We start from the raw sequence: 15,831 nt of genomic DNA, 5'->3' as shown, positions 1-15,831 counted from the left end.
TTCTATGAAAAAGTTATCCATTTTGGCAGTATGCGGGGCCGGTCTGGGCAGCAGTTTTGCCTGTGAAATGAGTATCGAATCGGCATTAAAAGATCTTGGCGTGGAAGCGGACCTTTCCCATTGCGATATTTCCAGCGCCACTTCCATGCGGGTGGATATTATTGTCACCGGCGAAAACTTTCGTTCTCAGTTTCAACATTACACGGTAAATGCCACCATTGTTTACCTGAAAAGACTGGTGGACAAAACGGAAATTAAAACAAAGCTAACGCCTATCCTGCAAAATCTGGGCTACTTAGCATAATAACATTATTCATCATTAATAAGCTTACCGCTAACCCATACAGGGGCTTTATATGGCTTTCCTTCATTTTATCGTCAATGATGTGCTGGGACAGGCATCGATATTGATCTCGCTAATCGCCATGATCGGGCTTATTGCCCAGCAGAAAAGCCCGGGCCAAGTGATAACCGGAACCTTGAAAACGCTGCTGGGTTTTTTAGTTCTGTTGGCCGGTGCTAATATCATTGTCAATGCGCTCAATTTTTTGGGAGAGGTCTTCCAAAAAGGGTTCAATATGCGTGGCGTGGTGACCGACGTAGGTTCTATCGCCGGTATCGCGCAGCAAACCCTGGGGCGGGAAACGGCGCTCATAATGGTTTTGGCTTTTTGCGTCAATATAATCATCGCCCGGTTCACTCGTTTCAAATATATTTTTCTAACCGGACAGGCTTCGCTCTGGATGGCAACGGTATGCTCCGTTATCGGCTATATGGGCGGGTTACGGGGAGCAGAACTGATTATTATAGGCGGCGTTATTGCCGGACTGATGGCAGTATGTATGCCTGCCCTGGCGCAACCCATTGTCCGCAAGATAACCGGCTCCGATGATATTGCCCTTGGCCATTTTTGTACCGTGGGATATATCGTTCAGGCCGGAGTGGCGAAATTGACCGGCGACGTCAGCAAAAGCACCGAAGATCTCGAACTTCCCCAATCGCTGTCGTTTTTGCAAGACACCTATTTATCGATGATGGTGGTGATGATACCCATTTATCTGATCCCGTCCATCGCCGCCGGCCCGGATGTCGTTGCCGCTTACTCGAAAGGGGTTAACTATCTGGTGTTCTCATTTTTACAAGCGATACAATTCGTCGTCGGCGTCTATGTATTATTATCCGGGGTACGTTTACTGCTGGCGGAGATCGTGCCTGCGTTTCGCGGCATCGCCATGCGCATTGTGCCGAATGCCGTACCCGCCCTCGATTGCCCGGTGCTGTTCCCCTACGCGCCTAATGCGGTAATCATCGGCTTTATCTCCACCACCATCGGCTCGGTGATCGGTATGTTTCTTTTTCCCTGGGTCGGATTGGCAATGATCCTGCCGGGCATGCTGACCAACTTTTTTGCCGGCGGCACCGCCGGAATATTCAGTAATGCGGTGGGCGGACGGCGGGGGGCGATTATCGGCGGCATCTTTCACGGACTCTTTATAACCCTGCTGCCGGCGCTGCTGTTACCGCTGCTCGGCCAGTATGGCTTTGCCAATGTCACCTTCAGCGATTCGGATGTTATCAGCGTCGGTCTGATATTCGGACATATACTCAATTTCTTTCATTGATCGATAATGGAGATCCTATGGACACCACTATAGAGGAAATTCTGGCCCGGGGGCTGTCGCCCCAGGACTGTTCGAAAGCGCTTAATGACTTGGGTAAACGCTTTTCCGAGCAAAATGATATCGATAGCGCCATTGCCTGCTGGGAAAAAAGCATGGAGTGCTACGGCAAACCCGGCTTTGCCCAGGCGCAGTTGATGAAAGTCTATAATCAGAAACAGCGTGAAAGCGCCCGCTCCGGAGACAGCCAGGGCATTGAGGCGTATGCGCAAAAAATCGACGCGCTGATGCAAAAAAGCAAGGATGCCATCCGTTACGGCTATTGATGTCATTGCGGCCGCACCGGCCCCGCACTTCGCCAGGGAGTGAAGGGCCGGCCAGGCCGGCATGCCGACGGTCAGATATGAAATTCAGATATAGAAATAGATGGCCAGAAAATGGCACAGGCTGCCGCCCAGCACAAAACCGTGCCATATGGCATGGTTGAACGGGATGCGGTTGCAGGCGTAAAAAATCACCCCCACCGTATAGATTAGCCCGCCCACCGCCAGCAGCGTCAGGCCGCCCACCGGCAGACGTTGCGCCAGTTGATAAATCACCACCAGCGACAGCCAGCCCATGGTGAGATAGGTAATCAGCGACACCACCTCGAATCGATGGGCAAACGCCAGTTTGAAAATCACCCCTACTAACGCCATGCCCCAGATGACGACCATCAGCCCTTTCGCCAGCGGCGAGGCCAGGCCCACCAGCAAAAAAGGCGTATAGGTGCCGGCAATCAGCAGGTAAATGGCGCAGTGGTCCAGTTTTTTCAACCACCGCTTGGCGGGTGGATGGGGGATGGCATGATAGAGGGTGGAGGCCAGGAACAGCAGGATCATGCTGCCGCCGTACAGACTGTAGCTGGTCATGGCGGTGACGTCGGCGCCCACATCCCCGGCCTGCACCAGCAACAGAACCAGCCCGACGATACCGAATATCAAACCGACACCGTGGCTGACGCTGTTGGCTATCTCTTCCGCCAGCGTATAGCCTTGAGCTAATAATTTATTAGCCATTCTTACACTTCCTCGTACGTCTTTTGCTAAAACATCTGGTACATGGACAAGCTTAACTGAGAATAATTCCAGTGTACACGCGTAAGCTAAACAAAATATGTCCGCCATCAACCGGTATTCCTTTATCGCCGCATTCGAATTCACACCCTTTTTGCCCTACAATGATGCGCTTCACTGTCTGGCCGTTGGGGTAAGCATGTTGCAGGAATTACCGGCATTGGCGTTCGGGGAATTAACCGACGTCGTCGCTTTTTTGATGGAAATCGATAAACTCAAGAGCATTCAACGCCGTACCAAGGTTTTGGGCACGCAGCGGCAGGAGAATACCGCCGAGCACAGCTGGCATTTCGCCGTGGCTGCCATGGCCCTGGCGCCCTACGCCGGCGACAAGGTGGATATCAACCGGGTAACCCAGATGGCGCTGGTGCACGATATCGTTGAAATCGATGCCGGCGATGTGCTGGTGTACGATCTGGCGGGCCGTCATGCGGTGCACGATCTGGAAGAAACGGCGGCGGTCAGGCTGTTCGGCCTGCTGCCGGAACCGCAGCGCCAACACTTTCACCAGCTGTGGCTGGAATATGAAGCGGGCGAAACGGCGGACGCGCAATTTGCCCTGCTGCTCGACAGGCTGATGCCGGTACTGATGAATCTGCATAATCAAGGGCAAAGCTGGGTGGAAAACGGTATCCGGCTGGAGCAGGTATTAACCCGCAACGCCTTTATCGGCGATGTCTATCCCGAACTTTGGGAGCATTTGAAACACCATCTCAACCAAGCTCAGCAAAACGGCTGGCTGAAATAAGCCCCCCTGTCATTCTCAAGGTTTACGGCTGCGCGCGGGCTTTAGGGCCGGTTTCACCGCCGCCGCCGGCCGCGGGGCAGCTCCGGTACGTTTGGCTATCGCCGGCTGCGGGGCAGCTCCGGTATGTTTGGTCATCGCCGGCTGTGGGGCAGCGCCGGTATGTTTGGTCATCGCCGGCTGCGGGGCAGCTCCGGTATGTTTGGTCATCGCCGGCTGTGGGGCAGCGCCGGTATGTTTGGTCATCGCCGGCCGGGTGTAGCGCCGCGTGCGGCGCAGTTCGCGCTGTTCTTCAATGCCTGGAGCCGGTACCAGGCATTCTCGGCGACCGCCAATCAAGTCTTGCCTGCCCATTTGCTCCAGCGCGGCGCGAATCAACGGGAAATTGGCGGGATCGTGGTAGCGCAGCAGGGCCTTATGCAGCCGGCGCTGGCGATCCCCTTTGGGTATCACCACGTCTTCGCTGTCATAATCCACCTTCCCCAAGGGATTTTTGCCGCTGTAATACATGGTGGTAGAGCTGGACAGCGGCGAAGGATAAAAATTCTGCACCTGATCGAGGCGGTAGCGGTTTTTCTTAAGCCATAACGCCAGATTGACCATATCCTCGTCCCGGGTACCGGGATGGGCGGCAATAAAATAAGGGATGAGATACTGCTTTTTACCCGCCTGATTGGAATAAAGGTCAAACAGTTCCTTGAAGCGTTTATAGCTGCCCATGCCCGGCTTCATCATTTTGGACAGCGGTTCCGGTTCGGTATGCTCCGGCGCGATCTTCAGATAGCCCCCTACGTGATGCATCGCCAGCTCTTTGATATAGGCCGGATCTTCTACCGCCAGATCATAGCGGACCCCTGAGGCAATCAGGATCTTCTTGATGCCCGGCAAGGCGCGGGCGCGGCGATAGAGCTTGATGGTGGGCGCGTGGTCGGTATCCATATGGGGACAGATTTCCGGATAGACGCAGGATGCCCGCCGGCAGGTCTGTTCGGCGCGCGGCGAAGTGCAGCGCAGCATATACATATTGGCGGTGGGGCCGCCGAGATCGGAGATGATACCGGTAAAGCCCGGTACTTTGTCGCGTATCTCTTCGATTTCGCGGATGATGGACTCTTCCGAACGGCTCTGGATAATGCGGCCTTCATGCTCGGTGATGGAGCAAAACGCACAGCCGCCGAAGCAGCCGCGCATGATATTGACCGAGGTGTAGATCATTTCGTAAGCCGGTATCACCTGCTTGCCGTACGCCGGGTGCGGCAAGCGCTGGAACGGCAGGGCAAAAACGCTGTCCATTTCCGGCGTGCTTAGGGGGATGGCCGGCGGATTGATCCAGACATACCTGTCGCCGTGCTGCTGCATCAGCGCCCGGGCGCAGCCGGGGTTGGTTTCATGGTGAAGAATACGCGAGGCGTGGGCGTACATGACTTTATCGCCCTTGACCTTGTCGAAGGAGGGCAGCAGCACGTAGGTCTTTTCCCAGGGCTTGGGTTTGGCGGCCCGCACGGTTACGGGTTTACCACGGGATGCCGGCACCTCGCCCTCGGCGCACGGCAGGTCGTCGCCGTAAGGATTGAGCATAGGCTCGATGCGCCCCGGGGTATCGAGTCGGGTGGAATCCACGCCGCTCCAGCCTGGCAAGGGGCCTTTGCGCATCACCGCGGTATTCCGTACATCCTGTATGTCGCCGATGGATTCGCCCGCCGCCAGCCGGTGCGCCAGCTCCACCAGGGGCCGTTCGCCATTGCCGTAGATCAGCATATCGGCTTTGGCATCCACCAGGACCGAACGGCGCACGGTGTCGGACCAGTAATCGTAATGGGCGATACGCCGCAGGCTGGCCTCAATCCCTCCCAGCACCACCGGTACCTCGCTATAGGCTTCCTTGCAGCGCTGGCTGTATACCAGCGTGGCGCGATCCGGGCGCTTGCCGCCGGCATTGCCCGGCGTATAGGCATCGTCATGCCGCAGTTTGCGATCCGCCGTATAGCGGTTGATCATGGAATCCATGTTGCCGGCGGTCACGCCGAAAAACAGGTTGGGCCTGCCCAGCCGCATAAAGTCCTGCTTATCGGTCCAGTCCGGCTGGGCGATGATGCCGACGCGAAACCCCTGAGACTCAAGCATGCGGCCGACGATGGCCATGCCGAAGCTCGGATGGTCCACATAGGCATCGCCGGTGACGATAATCACGTCGCAGCTATCCCAGCCCAATTGGTCCATTTCCTCGCGCGACATGGGTAGAAACGGCGCGGTGCCGTAGCATTCCGCCCAATAGAGCGGATAGGAGAACAGGTCGCGTTCGGGTTGGATCAAACTGGTGGAAACCATACATGCACTCTTGAAGGGGTTATTTCGCCGGGAGGGGATTATACGTGGCCCGGGGCAAAAGCAGTATGGAAATTTCGGATTATCGCTTAATTAATCGCCTGTGGCGACCGACGCTCGCCCGAGCGGGCGGCGGACTTTGACGCGGTTCACCGCACACCCTCATCGTCCGTTCCCTCTTTGGGCCTGTTCGGTAAACCGCTGGAATACATCCAGGGTTTCCTCGCTGACATAATGTTCCAGGCCTTCGGCGTCCCGGCGGGCAGTTTCCGCGCTGATACCCAGCGCCAGCAGGAATGATTCCACAATCTGGTGCCGTTTACGGCTTTTTGCCGCCATGATCTCCCCTTCGGCGGTGAGAAATACGCCCCGGTAGGGTAGCTGCCTGATCAAACCGGCGGCGGACAATTTTTTGATCATCTTGGCCACCGTGGGCTGCGCCACCCCCAGGCGGGCGGCCAGCTCCACCTGGCGAACCTCTCCCCGCTCCTGGATAAGGTCGGCAATCAGCTCGATGTAATCGTCCATCAGTTCCGACCGGTGGGCCTGCCTGACCTGCATAAACCCCTGGGCATGTTCCCTCGCATCAACCAATTGGCCGGCGGGAATGGAGAACGCGTCTTTCTCCGGGCGGTTCATGGTATTTCCTCATGGTTGTTTTTCGGCCTGGATGATCTGTCTGCCGGCAGCTACAACGGCAAGCATAGCATTGTAACCGTCGGCGGATGATAAACAACCCGGCAGCGGCGGTCTGTTAATTGATGTCCATTAAAATTGCCTTTGCTATACAATATAGCCTGTGCTATATATGGACATCATTTTATCACCTGCTAATGATATTGCCGCCAATCGACTGTATGCTGACGAACCCGCTAAAGCGCCAACCCTTTCCAACCGCCGCGTCATGGTGGATCCTGCTGGGCTGTCTGCTGTTTTTCGCCGCCGGCGGCGCCCACGGCGAAAAAAAATTCAGGGTCATCACCACCTTTACCGTGCTGCAGGATATAGCGCAAAATGTGGCCGGGGATGCGGCTATGGTGGAGTCCATTACCAAACCCGGGGCGGAAATCCATGATTACCAGCCGACGCCGCGGGATATCGTCAAAAGCCAGTCGGCGGATCTGGTGCTCTGGAACGGCTTGAACCTGGAGCGCTGGTTCCAGCGTTTTTATGACAATGTCCGTGACGTCCCCTCGGCGGTTGTCAGCGAGGGCGTCGAGCCGTTGCCGATCCGTGCCGGTCCCTATCGCGGCAATCCCAATCCCCATGCCTGGATGTCCGCCGGCAATGCCCTTATCTATGTGGAAAACATCCGTAAAGCGCTGGTGTTACACGATCCGGCCCATGCCGCCGATTACAACCGCAACGCCCGGGAATACGCGGCTAAAATCGCCGCTCTGGACGCGCCGCTGCGTGCGCGGCTGAACCGGATCCCCGCTACTCTTCGCTGGCTGGTCACCAGTGAAGGGGCCTTTAGCTACCTGGCGCGGGATTATGCCCTGCGCGAGCTTTACCTCTGGCCCATCAATGCGGAAGAACAGGGCACGCCCCGGCAGGTCCGCCATGTCATTGACCAGGTGCGCGAGTATGGCATCCCGGTGATCTTCAGCGAAAGCACCGTATCGGACAAGCCGGCCCGCCAAGTCAGCAAGGAGACCGGCGCGCGCTATGGCGGCGTGCTGTATGTGGATTCCCTTTCGGCGGCCGGCGGGCCGGTGCCCACCTACCTTAGCCTGCTTTACCAAACCACGGACACCATTGCCAAAGGATTCGGCTTATGACCCCGCTCTATCGGCCCGAGCTGCGGATGGACGGAGTGACCGTAACCTATAACAACGGCCATACCGCCCTGAGCAACGCCAGTTTCCACCTCTGCGGCGGCACGCTTTGCGCCTTAATCGGCATGAACGGCAGCGGCAAATCCACCCTGTTTAAAAGCATATTGGGCATGGTGCGGCCCGCCGCGGGCACGGTCACATTGGACAACCTGCCGGTGGCCGACGCATTGCGAAAAAACCTTATCGCCCATGTCCCCCAGGCGGAAGAGGTGGACTGGAGTTTCCCGGTACTGGTGAGGGATGTGGTAATGATGGGCCGGTACGGCGCCATGTCTTTTTTGCGCATTCCCTCGGCCCGGGACAAACGGTGGGTGGAAGAGGCATTGGACCGCGTCGGGCTATGGGATTTGCGCCATCGCCAGATCGGCGAGCTTTCCGGCGGCCAGCGCAAGCGGGTGTTCCTGGCCCGGGCGCTGGCGCAGCAGGGCCGGGTGATGCTGCTGGATGAGCCTTTCACCGGGGTCGATGTGCAAACGGAAGATATCCTCATCGGGCTGCTTCGGTCGCTGCGGGATCAGGGCCATCTGATCCTGGTCGCCTCCCATGATTTGGCCGGCATACCGGAGTACTGCGATCGGGTAGTGATGATCAATCGCACCGTTATGGCGGCCGGCCCGGTGGACACCACCTTTACCCGCCAGAATCTGGAGCGGGTTTTCGGCGGCGCATTGCGGCTCGGCACGCTGCCGGAGCACCCACCGACAGCCCTTGCCACAACCGGCGCCGGCGCTGATATTGGCACCGGCAATGCCGATGTCGATGTCGATGTCGATGGTATGAAGATTCGGCCATGATGTCGCTGCTGCTGCAACCCTGGCAGTATGACTATATGGCCAAGGCCATCTGGATGAGCGCCATGGTAGGCGGCGTTTGCGGGTTTCTGTCCGCTTATCTTATGCTCAAGGGCTGGTCGCTGATGGGGGATGCGTTATCCCATTCGGTGGTGCCGGGTGCGGCGGGCGCCTATGCGTTAGGATGGCCCATCGCCGCCGGGGCGTTTATTACCGGCATGCTGGCGGCGCTGCTGATGGCGCTGGCCCGCCACTATTCCCGCCTGCGCGAAGATGCGGTAATCGGCCTGGTATTCAGCGCGTTTTTTGCCGCCGGCCTGCTGATTGTCTCCCTCAACCCTACCGGCGTTAACGTTCAGTCGATTATTTTCGGCAATATCCTCGGCATCGCCGATGAGGATGCCAGGCAGGTGATGATTATCATCGGCATTTCCTTTCTGGTGCTATGTCTTATCTGGCGGGATCTGCTGGCGGTGTTTTTCGACGAGGGCCATGCCGCCACCATCGGTCTGTCGCCTCTGCGGCTGAAAATCATCTTTTTCACCCTGCTGAGCGCGTGCACCGTCGCAGCATTGCAAACCGTGGGGGCCATCCTGGTGATCGCGATGGTCATCACTCCCGGCGCGACGGCCTATCTGCTCACCGACCGTTTCCCGCGGCTGATCATCATCGCCGTGCTTACCGGTATTATCACCGGCGCCGGCGGCGCCTGGTTAAGCTACTTTATCGACGGGGCCACCGGCGGTGTGATTGTCACGCTGCAAACCCTGCTCTTCCTGCTGGCGTTCCTGTTCGCCCCCCGGCACGGCCTGCTGGCGGCCCGTCGCCGTCGCCGCATCACGGGCAAACCGTTATGACCGGCTGGCTTGACTATGTAACGGAGCCCTTTGTGTTCCCGTTTATGCAGCGGGCGATGATTGCCGCCGTCGCCACCGGCATCGTCTGCGCCCTGCTTTCGTGCTTTTTGGTATTAAAAGGCTGGTCGCTGATGGGGGACGCCATTTCCCATGCGGTTTTGCCGGGCATCATACTGGCCTATCTGGCCGGCCTGCCGATGATTGTCGGTGCTTTTGGCGCCGGCATCGCCTGCGCCGCCGCCACCGGCTATATCAAGGATCACTGCCGGGTCAAGGAAGACACGGTGATGGGCATTGTCTATTCGGGCATGTTCGCCCTGGGGCTGGTGCTGTTTTCCCGGGTCGATACCCACCAGCACCTCAGCCATATTCTGTTCGGCAATGTATTGGGCATCAGCCGGTCCGGCCTGAACCACCAGTTGGGGATAATCGCCGCGGCGTCGGTGATTATCCTGGTGAAGCGCCGGGACCTGATGCTGTATTGTTTCGACCCGGCGCAAGCAAGGATACAAGGGCTGCCGGTAGGCCGGCTGCATTACGGCCTACTGTGCCTGCTGGCGCTCACCATCGTCGCCGCCCTGCAGGCGGTGGGGATAATACTGGTCATCGCCATGCTGATAGCGCCGGGCATGACCGCCCTGCTGCTATGCCGGCACTTCGACCGGCTGCTGCTCACGGCGACGGCGGTATCGGTCCTGTCATGCTTTGCCGGCACGCTGCTGAGTTTCCATATCGACGGCGCCACCGGCCCCTGTATTGTGCTTACCCAGGCCGGCCTGTTTATACTGGCGCAATGCTATGCGTTGCTGCGCAAAAAAGTCACGAAGCGGACCGGTGCAGGATAATGCTATGCCGGTGAATCGCCGACATCGCCACCGTCCCAGCGCGCAAGATACGCCGTCACGGCCCGTGTCGCCTCCCGGCAAATCGCCGGCGATATCCGGCCTTCCTTCCCGTAGCCGTGCTTCATACAGGCGAACGCAATCTCAACGGCGATAGTCGCCGCATCCGGCACCGCCGGCAGCGCCCGCAGTTCCCCCAGGCTTGCCGCCTTGGCGCGCAGCAGATCGCCAATAGCCGCATTCTTGGCGCCATGAGCATCATGATCGCTGTCGGCGAATGAGCCCCTTAGCAACAGCACGCTCGCCACCGGATGGGCGTTATAATAATCCGCCGTCTCCTCGATTGCCGTCTCGACCCATGCCCGCCAGGTACCGGCGTGCCCGGTCCGGGAATGCGCCAAGGCATCCAGCAGGCGCTCCATATGAATACGCGCCAGGTGGGAAAACAGGGCATATTTATCGGGAAAGAAGGGATAAATGGCGGCGCGGGGAACATCCGCCGCTTCAGCCAGGGCGGGAATCGACGTTTTTTCCGGACCCACGTCCGCCAGCATGCGCTCCGCGGCGTCCAGCACCTTGGCCATACGAGCCGCTGAACGCTCCTGCACCGGCAGGCGCACGTCTCGGGTTATTGGCATATTTGATTTGTTATTCGACAATGATGAGATGACCTTATCCGACATTTGTTGCATTGTACACAACAAGCCGCCTCATCGAAACCCCATACAGCAATTTAATGAAGGGCCGCGAACGCCGGACCTGCAATGAACGTGTTAAAGGGAGAGCGTGGCAATGAGGTCGAATCGGGCGTGGTTTTTCCACCCGACCGAGTGCCTCATGGCGCGCTAGGCCCGCGATCGTCAGACATGCAACGAGCGTGTTAAAGAGAGAGCGTGGCAATGAGGTCGAATCGGGCGTGGTTTTTCCGCCCGACCGAGTGCCTAATGGCGCGCTAGGCCCGAGATCGTCAGACATGCAACGAGCGTGTTAAAGGGAGAGCGTGGCAATGAGGTCGAATCGGGCGTGGTTTTTCCACCCGACCGAGTGCCTCATGGCGCGCTAGGCCCGCGATCGTCAGACATGCAACGAGCGTGTTAAAGGGAGCGCATGTTGAAGGGAACGCATGCCGGCTCTGCCCGCCGTTTCCCTACTCGTAATCGCTTACCGGCACACAGGAACAGAACAGGTTGCGATCCCCATACACATCATCCAGCCGCTTGACGCTCGGCCAGTACTTATGCTCAAAGCCCGCCGGAAACGCCGCCGTCTCACGGCTATAGGGATGAGTCCACTCCCCCGCCAGCTCGCGCTCGATATGCGGCGCGTTAACCAGCGGATTATCCTCCAGCGGCCACTCCCCTTTAGCAACTCTATCAATCTCGCCGCGAATCGCCAGCATGGCGTCGATAAATCGATCCAGCTCCCCCTGGCTTTCCGATTCGGTGGGCTCCACCATCAGCGTACCGGCCACCGGGAACGACATGGTGGGCGCATGGAAACCATAGTCGATCAAACGCTTGGCGATATCCATTTCACTGATACCGGTCGCCTCCTTCAGCGGACGGATATCCAGAATACACTCATGGGCCACCCGGCCGTCGCGACCGCTGTAGAGCACCGGAAACGCGGCGTTCAAACGGCTGGCGATATAGTTAGCATTTAAAATCGCCACCTGGCTGGCCTGTTTGAGACCCTCGGCCCCCATCATGCGAATATACATCCAGCTGATGGGCAGAATGGAGGCGCTGCCGAACGGCGCGGCGGCGACCGCGCCCTGCCGGGTCAGCACTCCATCCATATGCAGCACCGCATGGCCCGGCACAAACGGCGCCAAATGGGCTTTCACGCCGATGGGTCCCATACCCGGTCCGCCGCCGCCATGGGGAATGCAGAATGTTTTATGCAGGTTAAGATGCGACACGTCCGCGCCGATATAGCCCGGCGAGGTAATGCCCACCTGGGCGTTCATATTGGCGCCGTCCAGGTAAACCTGGCCGCCGTACTGATGAACTATCTGGCACACCTCGCGGATCGTCTCTTCGTAAACGCCGTGGGTGGAAGGGTAGGTCACCATGATGCAGGACAGCTCGTCGCCGGCCTGTTCGGCTTTCTCACGCAAATCGTGCAAATCGATATTGCCGTGCTTATCGCAGGCCACCACGATAACCGACATACCCGCCATCTGCGCCGAGGCCGGATTGGTGCCGTGGGCTGAGCTGGGGATAAGGCAGATATGGCGGTTGCCCTCGTTACGGCTCTCATGATAGCGCCGTATGGTCAGCATGCCGGCATACTCGCCCTGGGCGCCGGAGTTGGGCTGCATGCACAGCGCGTCATAGCCGGTCAACTGCACCAGCCAACGGGAGAGCTGCGCTATCATCTGCTGATAGCCGGCAGCCTGTTCCGGCGGGCAGAACGGATGCAGTTCGGCGAACTCCGGCCAGGTAATGGGGATCATTTCCGCGGCGGCGTTCAGCTTCATGGTGCACGAGCCCAGGGGGATCATCGCCTGGTTCAGCGCCAAGTCTTTGTTCTCCAACCGGTGCATATACCGCATCATGTCGGTTTCGCTATGATAGCGGTTAAAGACCGGATGGGTCAGGATGGGGGTGGTACGCAGCCATTGCGCCGGAATCACCTCGCCGATGCCGGCATCCAGGGCATCGATATCCAGCGCCTGCCGGCTGCCGGTGAGAATGGCATACAGGGCGGCGATATCCTCGCGCCCGGTGGTTTCATCCAGGGTAATCCCCACCGCGCCGTCCAGGTCGGCACGCAGGTTAACGCCGGCTTCCCGCGCGCGCTCCAGCACCGCGGCCTTATCCGCCACATCCAGCGTCAGGGTATCGAACCAGCGGGCAAAACGCGGCGTGATGCCGGCGGAGGTCAAGCCCGCCGCCAGGATCGAGGTCAGGCGGTGAATACGCCCGGCGATACGTTTAAGCCCGGCCGGTCCGTGGTAAACGGCATACAAGCCGGCGATATTCGCCAGCAGAACCTGCGAGGTGCAAATATTGGAATTGGCCTTTTCGCGCCGGATATGCTGCTCGCGGGTTTGCATCGCCATGCGCAGGGCGGTATTGCCCGCCGCGTCGCGGGAAACGCCGATAATGCGGCCCGGCATGGAACGTTTCACCTCGTCGCGGGCGGCGAAAAATGCCGCGTGCGGTCCGCCGTACCCCATGGGTACGCCAAAACGCTGGGAAGAACCGAACACCACATCGGCCCCCTGGGCCCCCGGCGCCGCCAAAAGCACCAGCGCCATCATGTCCGCCGCCACGCAGCTGACTATCCGGCGGGCTTTCAGGGCCGCCAGCAGTTCGCGGTAATCATGGAGCTCTCCGGTGGTGCCTACCTGCTGCAGCAAGACGCCGAATACCCCCGGCAGTTCAAGCGCCGCTTCGGCTTGTCCCACCACCAGATCGAAACCGAAGGTGCGCGCCCGGGTGCGCACGACATCCAGCGTCTGCGGGTGCACATCGTCGGCGACAAAAAAGCAGTTGGCCTGTTTCAGTTTACTGGCGCGTTTGGCCAGCGCCATGGCTTCCGCCGCCGCGGTGGCTTCATCCAGCAGCGAGGCGGAAGCGATATCCAGGCCGGTCAAGTCCAGCGTCAGCTGTTGAAAATTCAGCAAGGCTTCCAATCTGCCCTGCGACACCTCCGGCTGGTAAGGCGTATAGGCGGTATACCAGCCCGGGTTCTCCAGCATGTTGCGCAAAATCACCGGCGGGGTGATGACCGCACTGTAGCCCATGCCGATATAGGTTTTGCAGATCCGGTTACGGCCGGCAATGGCTTTCAGCTCAGCCAGCGCCCGTGCTTCGGTGGCGGCCTCGCCCACCGCCGGCGGGGCGGAAAGCTGAATATCCGCGGGAACGATTTGGCCAATCAGCGCGTCCAGAGTGGCGGCGCCGACGGCTGAAAGCATATGCGCCCGCTGTTCCGGGGAAGGGCCGATATGGCGCTGTATAAACGCGTCATGGTGTTCAAGCTGGCTGAGAGTCTGGGTCATAAACAACAATTCCTGCATCGGGCATGGGACGGGGGAAATCACAAACGGGTCGGGAAAAGCCCCGGTTGGTTCACCGGGGCCGTGCGGCGGTTATTCGTCTTCGTCATCTTCTTCGTCGAGGGTGGCCTCATAGGCATCGGCATCGAGCAATGCGGCTACTTCACTCTCGTCGGCGGCTTTGATTTGAAACAGCCAGCCTTCGGTATAAGGCGCGCTGTTCACCAGCTCCGGCGAAGCTTCAAGCTCTTCATTCACCGCCACGATTTCACCGCTGATGGGCGCGTAGATATCCGAAGCGGCCTTTACCGACTCGGCCACGGCGCAATCATCGCTGGCGGCGAATTCGGCGCCCACTTCCGGCAGATCGATAAATACCATGTCTCCCAGCAACTCCTGGGCATGTTCGGTGATACCGACGCTGTAAACGCCTTCGCCCTCGTCACGGACCCACTCATGGGACGTGGTGTATTTTAGTTCTTTAGGCACGCTGCTGCTCATCGCCATCCTCACTCTCGCAAAGTTAAAATTGAACGACCGGTTTACCGGCGCGGACAAAACCGGGTTTGGTCACCTTAACCGGCATTTCGCGGTTACGGATTAATACTATAGCCTGCTCGCCGATACCGGCGGGTACGCGGGCCATGGCAATACTGACCCCGAGCGTCGGGGAAAAGGAGCCGCTGGTGATGATCCCCGTCTGCCGGTTGCCGTTGCTGTCGGTGAAATGCACCGTTTGTTCGTTGCGCAGCACCCCTTTTTCGGTCAGCACCAGGCCCACCAGCTGTTCGGTGCCGGCGCGGCGCTGGGCTTCCAGCGCCTCACGGCCGATAAAATCACGGTCTTCCGGCTGCCAGGTGATGGTCCAGCCCATGTTGGCGGCCAGGGGCGAAATTCTTTCGTCCATTTCCTGCCCGTATAAATTCATGCCGGCTTCGAGGCGCAGGGTATCCCGCGCTCCCAGGCCACAGGGTTTGACCCCGGCCGCCAGCAATTGTTGCCAGAACGACTCCACCCGGGTTTTCGGCAGGGCGATTTCATAGCCCGCCTCGCCGGTATAGCCGGTAGTGGCGATAAACAAATCCTGCGACTGCACGCCGAAAAAGGGCTTCATGCCGGCCACCGCCGCCAGCTGCTCCGGCGTAAAGAGCGTCCGCGCCTTGGCCTGGGCCTGCGGTCCCTGCACGGCGATCAACGCTAAATCGTCACGCACGGTTACCCGGACATTAAACGGTTCAGCATGGTCCGTGACCCAGGCAACGTCTTTTTCGCGGGTGGCGGAATTCACCACCAGGCGGAAATCCTCTTCAGCCAGGAAATAAACGATCAAATCGTCAATCACGCCGCCGGACGCATTCAGCATCCCGGTGTACAGGGCCTTGCCCGGCTGGGTCAGCTTTGCCACATCATTGGCCAGCAGGTAGCGCAAAAATTCGCGGGTGCGGGATCCCTGGAGATCGATGATGGTCATATGGGAAACATCGAACATGCCGGCGTCCCGTCGGACCTGGTGATGCTCCTCCAGTTGCGAACCATAATGCAACGGCATCATCCATCCATGGAAATCCACCATTTTTGCGCCGCACGCGATGTGCTGTTCGTACAGCGATGTCAGCTGGGCCATCTTTTCTCTCTTTGTGGTCAATTCAGACGATATAACCGCCATGCTTCACGTTGCATTACATTGGCT

Annotated in this window: 14 protein-coding genes and 1 pseudogene; 8 read left to right on the top strand and 7 right to left on the bottom strand. The window is 58.8% G+C overall.

Annotated elements, in window-relative coordinates:
• Window positions 1–4 precede the first annotated feature (4 nt).
• From GTU79_RS04435 to GTU79_RS04425, 3 genes and pseudogenes are all read left to right on the top strand, one after another.
• A complete protein-coding gene (locus GTU79_RS04435) occupies window positions 5–304 on the top strand; it encodes a PTS sugar transporter subunit IIB (RefSeq protein ID WP_132923349.1) in 300 nt (99 codons plus the stop codon).
• A gap of 52 nt (window positions 305–356) precedes the next feature.
• Window positions 357–1,601 (top strand): annotated as a pseudogene (locus GTU79_RS04430) (PTS sugar transporter subunit IIC); the annotation flags it as partial.
• A gap of 38 nt (window positions 1,602–1,639) precedes the next feature.
• Window positions 1,640–1,945: a hypothetical protein gene (locus GTU79_RS04425; protein ID WP_203522754.1), complete on the top strand. Its 306-nt coding sequence runs from the start codon at window positions 1,640–1,642 to the stop codon at window positions 1,943–1,945.
• Between the two features lie 84 nt (window positions 1,946–2,029).
• Here the strand turns inward: GTU79_RS04425 and trhA are convergent, their stop codons facing one another.
• Window positions 2,030–2,677: a PAQR family membrane homeostasis protein TrhA gene (trhA, locus tag GTU79_RS04420; protein ID WP_132923352.1), complete on the bottom strand. Its 648-nt coding sequence runs from the start codon at window positions 2,675–2,677 to the stop codon at window positions 2,030–2,032.
• A 196-nt stretch (window positions 2,678–2,873) separates the two neighbouring features.
• On the opposite strand from trhA, the gene GTU79_RS04415 reads away from it, so the two are divergent.
• Window positions 2,874–3,482, top strand: a complete 609-nt coding sequence (locus GTU79_RS04415; RefSeq protein ID WP_132927875.1) for an HD domain-containing protein — start codon at window positions 2,874–2,876, stop codon at window positions 3,480–3,482.
• A 15-nt stretch (window positions 3,483–3,497) separates the two neighbouring features.
• On the opposite strand, the gene GTU79_RS04410 is transcribed toward GTU79_RS04415, so the two are convergent.
• The gene (locus tag GTU79_RS04410; RefSeq protein WP_203522755.1) at window positions 3,498–5,807 is read right to left on the bottom strand and encodes a YgiQ family radical SAM protein; all 2,310 of its coding nucleotides are present in this window, start codon (window positions 5,805–5,807) and stop codon (window positions 3,498–3,500) included.
• Window positions 5,808–5,966: 159 nt separating this feature from the next.
• Window positions 5,967–6,443 carry a manganese-binding transcriptional regulator MntR gene (gene mntR, locus GTU79_RS04405; RefSeq protein ID WP_203522756.1) on the bottom strand — a complete coding sequence of 159 codons (477 nt, stop codon included), beginning with the start codon at window positions 6,441–6,443 and terminating at the stop codon, window positions 5,967–5,969.
• Window positions 6,444–6,661: 218 nt separating this feature from the next.
• Here mntR and GTU79_RS04400 point away from each other — a divergent pair, with 218 nt between their 5' ends.
• The 4 genes from GTU79_RS04400 to GTU79_RS04385 are packed head-to-tail and all read left to right on the top strand — an operon-like array spanning window position 6,662 to window position 10,135.
• Window positions 6,662–7,585 carry a metal ABC transporter substrate-binding protein gene (locus GTU79_RS04400; RefSeq protein ID WP_203522757.1) on the top strand — a complete coding sequence of 308 codons (924 nt, stop codon included), beginning with the start codon at window positions 6,662–6,664 and terminating at the stop codon, window positions 7,583–7,585.
• Window positions 7,582–8,436 (top strand): metal ABC transporter ATP-binding protein, encoded by an 855-nt coding sequence (locus GTU79_RS04395; RefSeq protein WP_253073488.1) that lies wholly within the window; start codon window positions 7,582–7,584, stop codon window positions 8,434–8,436. The genes GTU79_RS04400 and GTU79_RS04395 overlap by 4 nt, the downstream gene beginning before the upstream one ends.
• A complete protein-coding gene (locus tag GTU79_RS04390) occupies window positions 8,433–9,290 on the top strand; it encodes a metal ABC transporter permease (protein ID WP_203522758.1) in 858 nt (285 codons plus the stop codon). Before GTU79_RS04395 ends, GTU79_RS04390 begins: the two co-directional genes overlap by 4 nt.
• Window positions 9,287–10,135 carry a metal ABC transporter permease gene (locus GTU79_RS04385; RefSeq protein WP_203522759.1) on the top strand — a complete coding sequence of 283 codons (849 nt, stop codon included), beginning with the start codon at window positions 9,287–9,289 and terminating at the stop codon, window positions 10,133–10,135. The genes GTU79_RS04390 and GTU79_RS04385 overlap by 4 nt, the downstream gene beginning before the upstream one ends.
• 2 nt (window positions 10,136–10,137) lie before the next feature.
• Here GTU79_RS04385 and GTU79_RS04380 read toward each other — a convergent pair whose 3' ends face one another.
• The 4 genes from GTU79_RS04380 to gcvT form a co-directional block, all read right to left on the bottom strand.
• The gene (locus GTU79_RS04380; protein WP_203522760.1) at window positions 10,138–10,770 is read right to left on the bottom strand and encodes a TetR/AcrR family transcriptional regulator; all 633 of its coding nucleotides are present in this window, start codon (window positions 10,768–10,770) and stop codon (window positions 10,138–10,140) included.
• A gap of 509 nt (window positions 10,771–11,279) precedes the next feature.
• A complete protein-coding gene (gcvP, locus tag GTU79_RS04375; protein WP_203522761.1) occupies window positions 11,280–14,144 on the bottom strand; it encodes an aminomethyl-transferring glycine dehydrogenase in 2,865 nt (954 codons plus the stop codon).
• Between the two features lie 90 nt (window positions 14,145–14,234).
• Window positions 14,235–14,642 (bottom strand): glycine cleavage system protein GcvH, encoded by a 408-nt coding sequence (gcvH, locus tag GTU79_RS04370; protein WP_203522762.1) that lies wholly within the window; start codon window positions 14,640–14,642, stop codon window positions 14,235–14,237.
• Between the two features lie 22 nt (window positions 14,643–14,664).
• Window positions 14,665–15,765: a glycine cleavage system aminomethyltransferase GcvT gene (gene gcvT, locus GTU79_RS04365; protein WP_214513719.1), complete on the bottom strand. Its 1,101-nt coding sequence runs from the start codon at window positions 15,763–15,765 to the stop codon at window positions 14,665–14,667.
• Between the last annotated feature and the right edge of the window lie 66 nt (window positions 15,766–15,831).

Source organism: Sodalis ligni, from assembly GCF_016865525.2.
GTDB lineage: Bacteria > Pseudomonadota > Gammaproteobacteria > Enterobacterales > Enterobacteriaceae > Acerihabitans > Acerihabitans ligni.
This window is presented reverse-complemented; position numbering and strand designations above follow the sequence as displayed.

Bases quoted from the DNA above. Each gene is read 5' to 3' on its own strand.
- GTU79_RS04425 (WP_203522754.1), top strand. From the start codon at position 1,640: ATGGACACCACTATAGAGGAAATTCTGGCCCGGGGGCTGTCGCCCCAG.
- gcvT (WP_214513719.1), bottom strand. From the start codon at position 15,765: ATGGCCCAGCTGACATCGCTGTACGAACAGCACATCGCGTGCGGCGCA.
- gcvP (WP_203522761.1), bottom strand. From the start codon at position 14,144: ATGACCCAGACTCTCAGCCAGCTTGAACACCATGACGCGTTTATACAG.
- GTU79_RS04395 (WP_253073488.1), top strand. From the start codon at position 7,582: ATGACCCCGCTCTATCGGCCCGAGCTGCGGATGGACGGAGTGACCGTA.
- GTU79_RS04435 (WP_132923349.1), top strand. From the start codon at position 5: ATGAAAAAGTTATCCATTTTGGCAGTATGCGGGGCCGGTCTGGGCAGC.
- GTU79_RS04410 (WP_203522755.1), bottom strand. From the start codon at position 5,807: ATGGTTTCCACCAGTTTGATCCAACCCGAACGCGACCTGTTCTCCTAT.
- mntR (WP_203522756.1), bottom strand. From the start codon at position 6,443: ATGAACCGCCCGGAGAAAGACGCGTTCTCCATTCCCGCCGGCCAATTG.
- GTU79_RS04415 (WP_132927875.1), top strand. From the start codon at position 2,874: ATGTTGCAGGAATTACCGGCATTGGCGTTCGGGGAATTAACCGACGTC.
- gcvH (WP_203522762.1), bottom strand. From the start codon at position 14,642: ATGAGCAGCAGCGTGCCTAAAGAACTAAAATACACCACGTCCCATGAG.
- trhA (WP_132923352.1), bottom strand. From the start codon at position 2,677: ATGGCTAATAAATTATTAGCTCAAGGCTATACGCTGGCGGAAGAGATA.
- GTU79_RS04400 (WP_203522757.1), top strand. From the start codon at position 6,662: ATGCTGACGAACCCGCTAAAGCGCCAACCCTTTCCAACCGCCGCGTCA.
- GTU79_RS04385 (WP_203522759.1), top strand. From the start codon at position 9,287: ATGACCGGCTGGCTTGACTATGTAACGGAGCCCTTTGTGTTCCCGTTT.
- GTU79_RS04390 (WP_203522758.1), top strand. From the start codon at position 8,433: ATGATGTCGCTGCTGCTGCAACCCTGGCAGTATGACTATATGGCCAAG.
- GTU79_RS04380 (WP_203522760.1), bottom strand. From the start codon at position 10,770: ATGCCAATAACCCGAGACGTGCGCCTGCCGGTGCAGGAGCGTTCAGCG.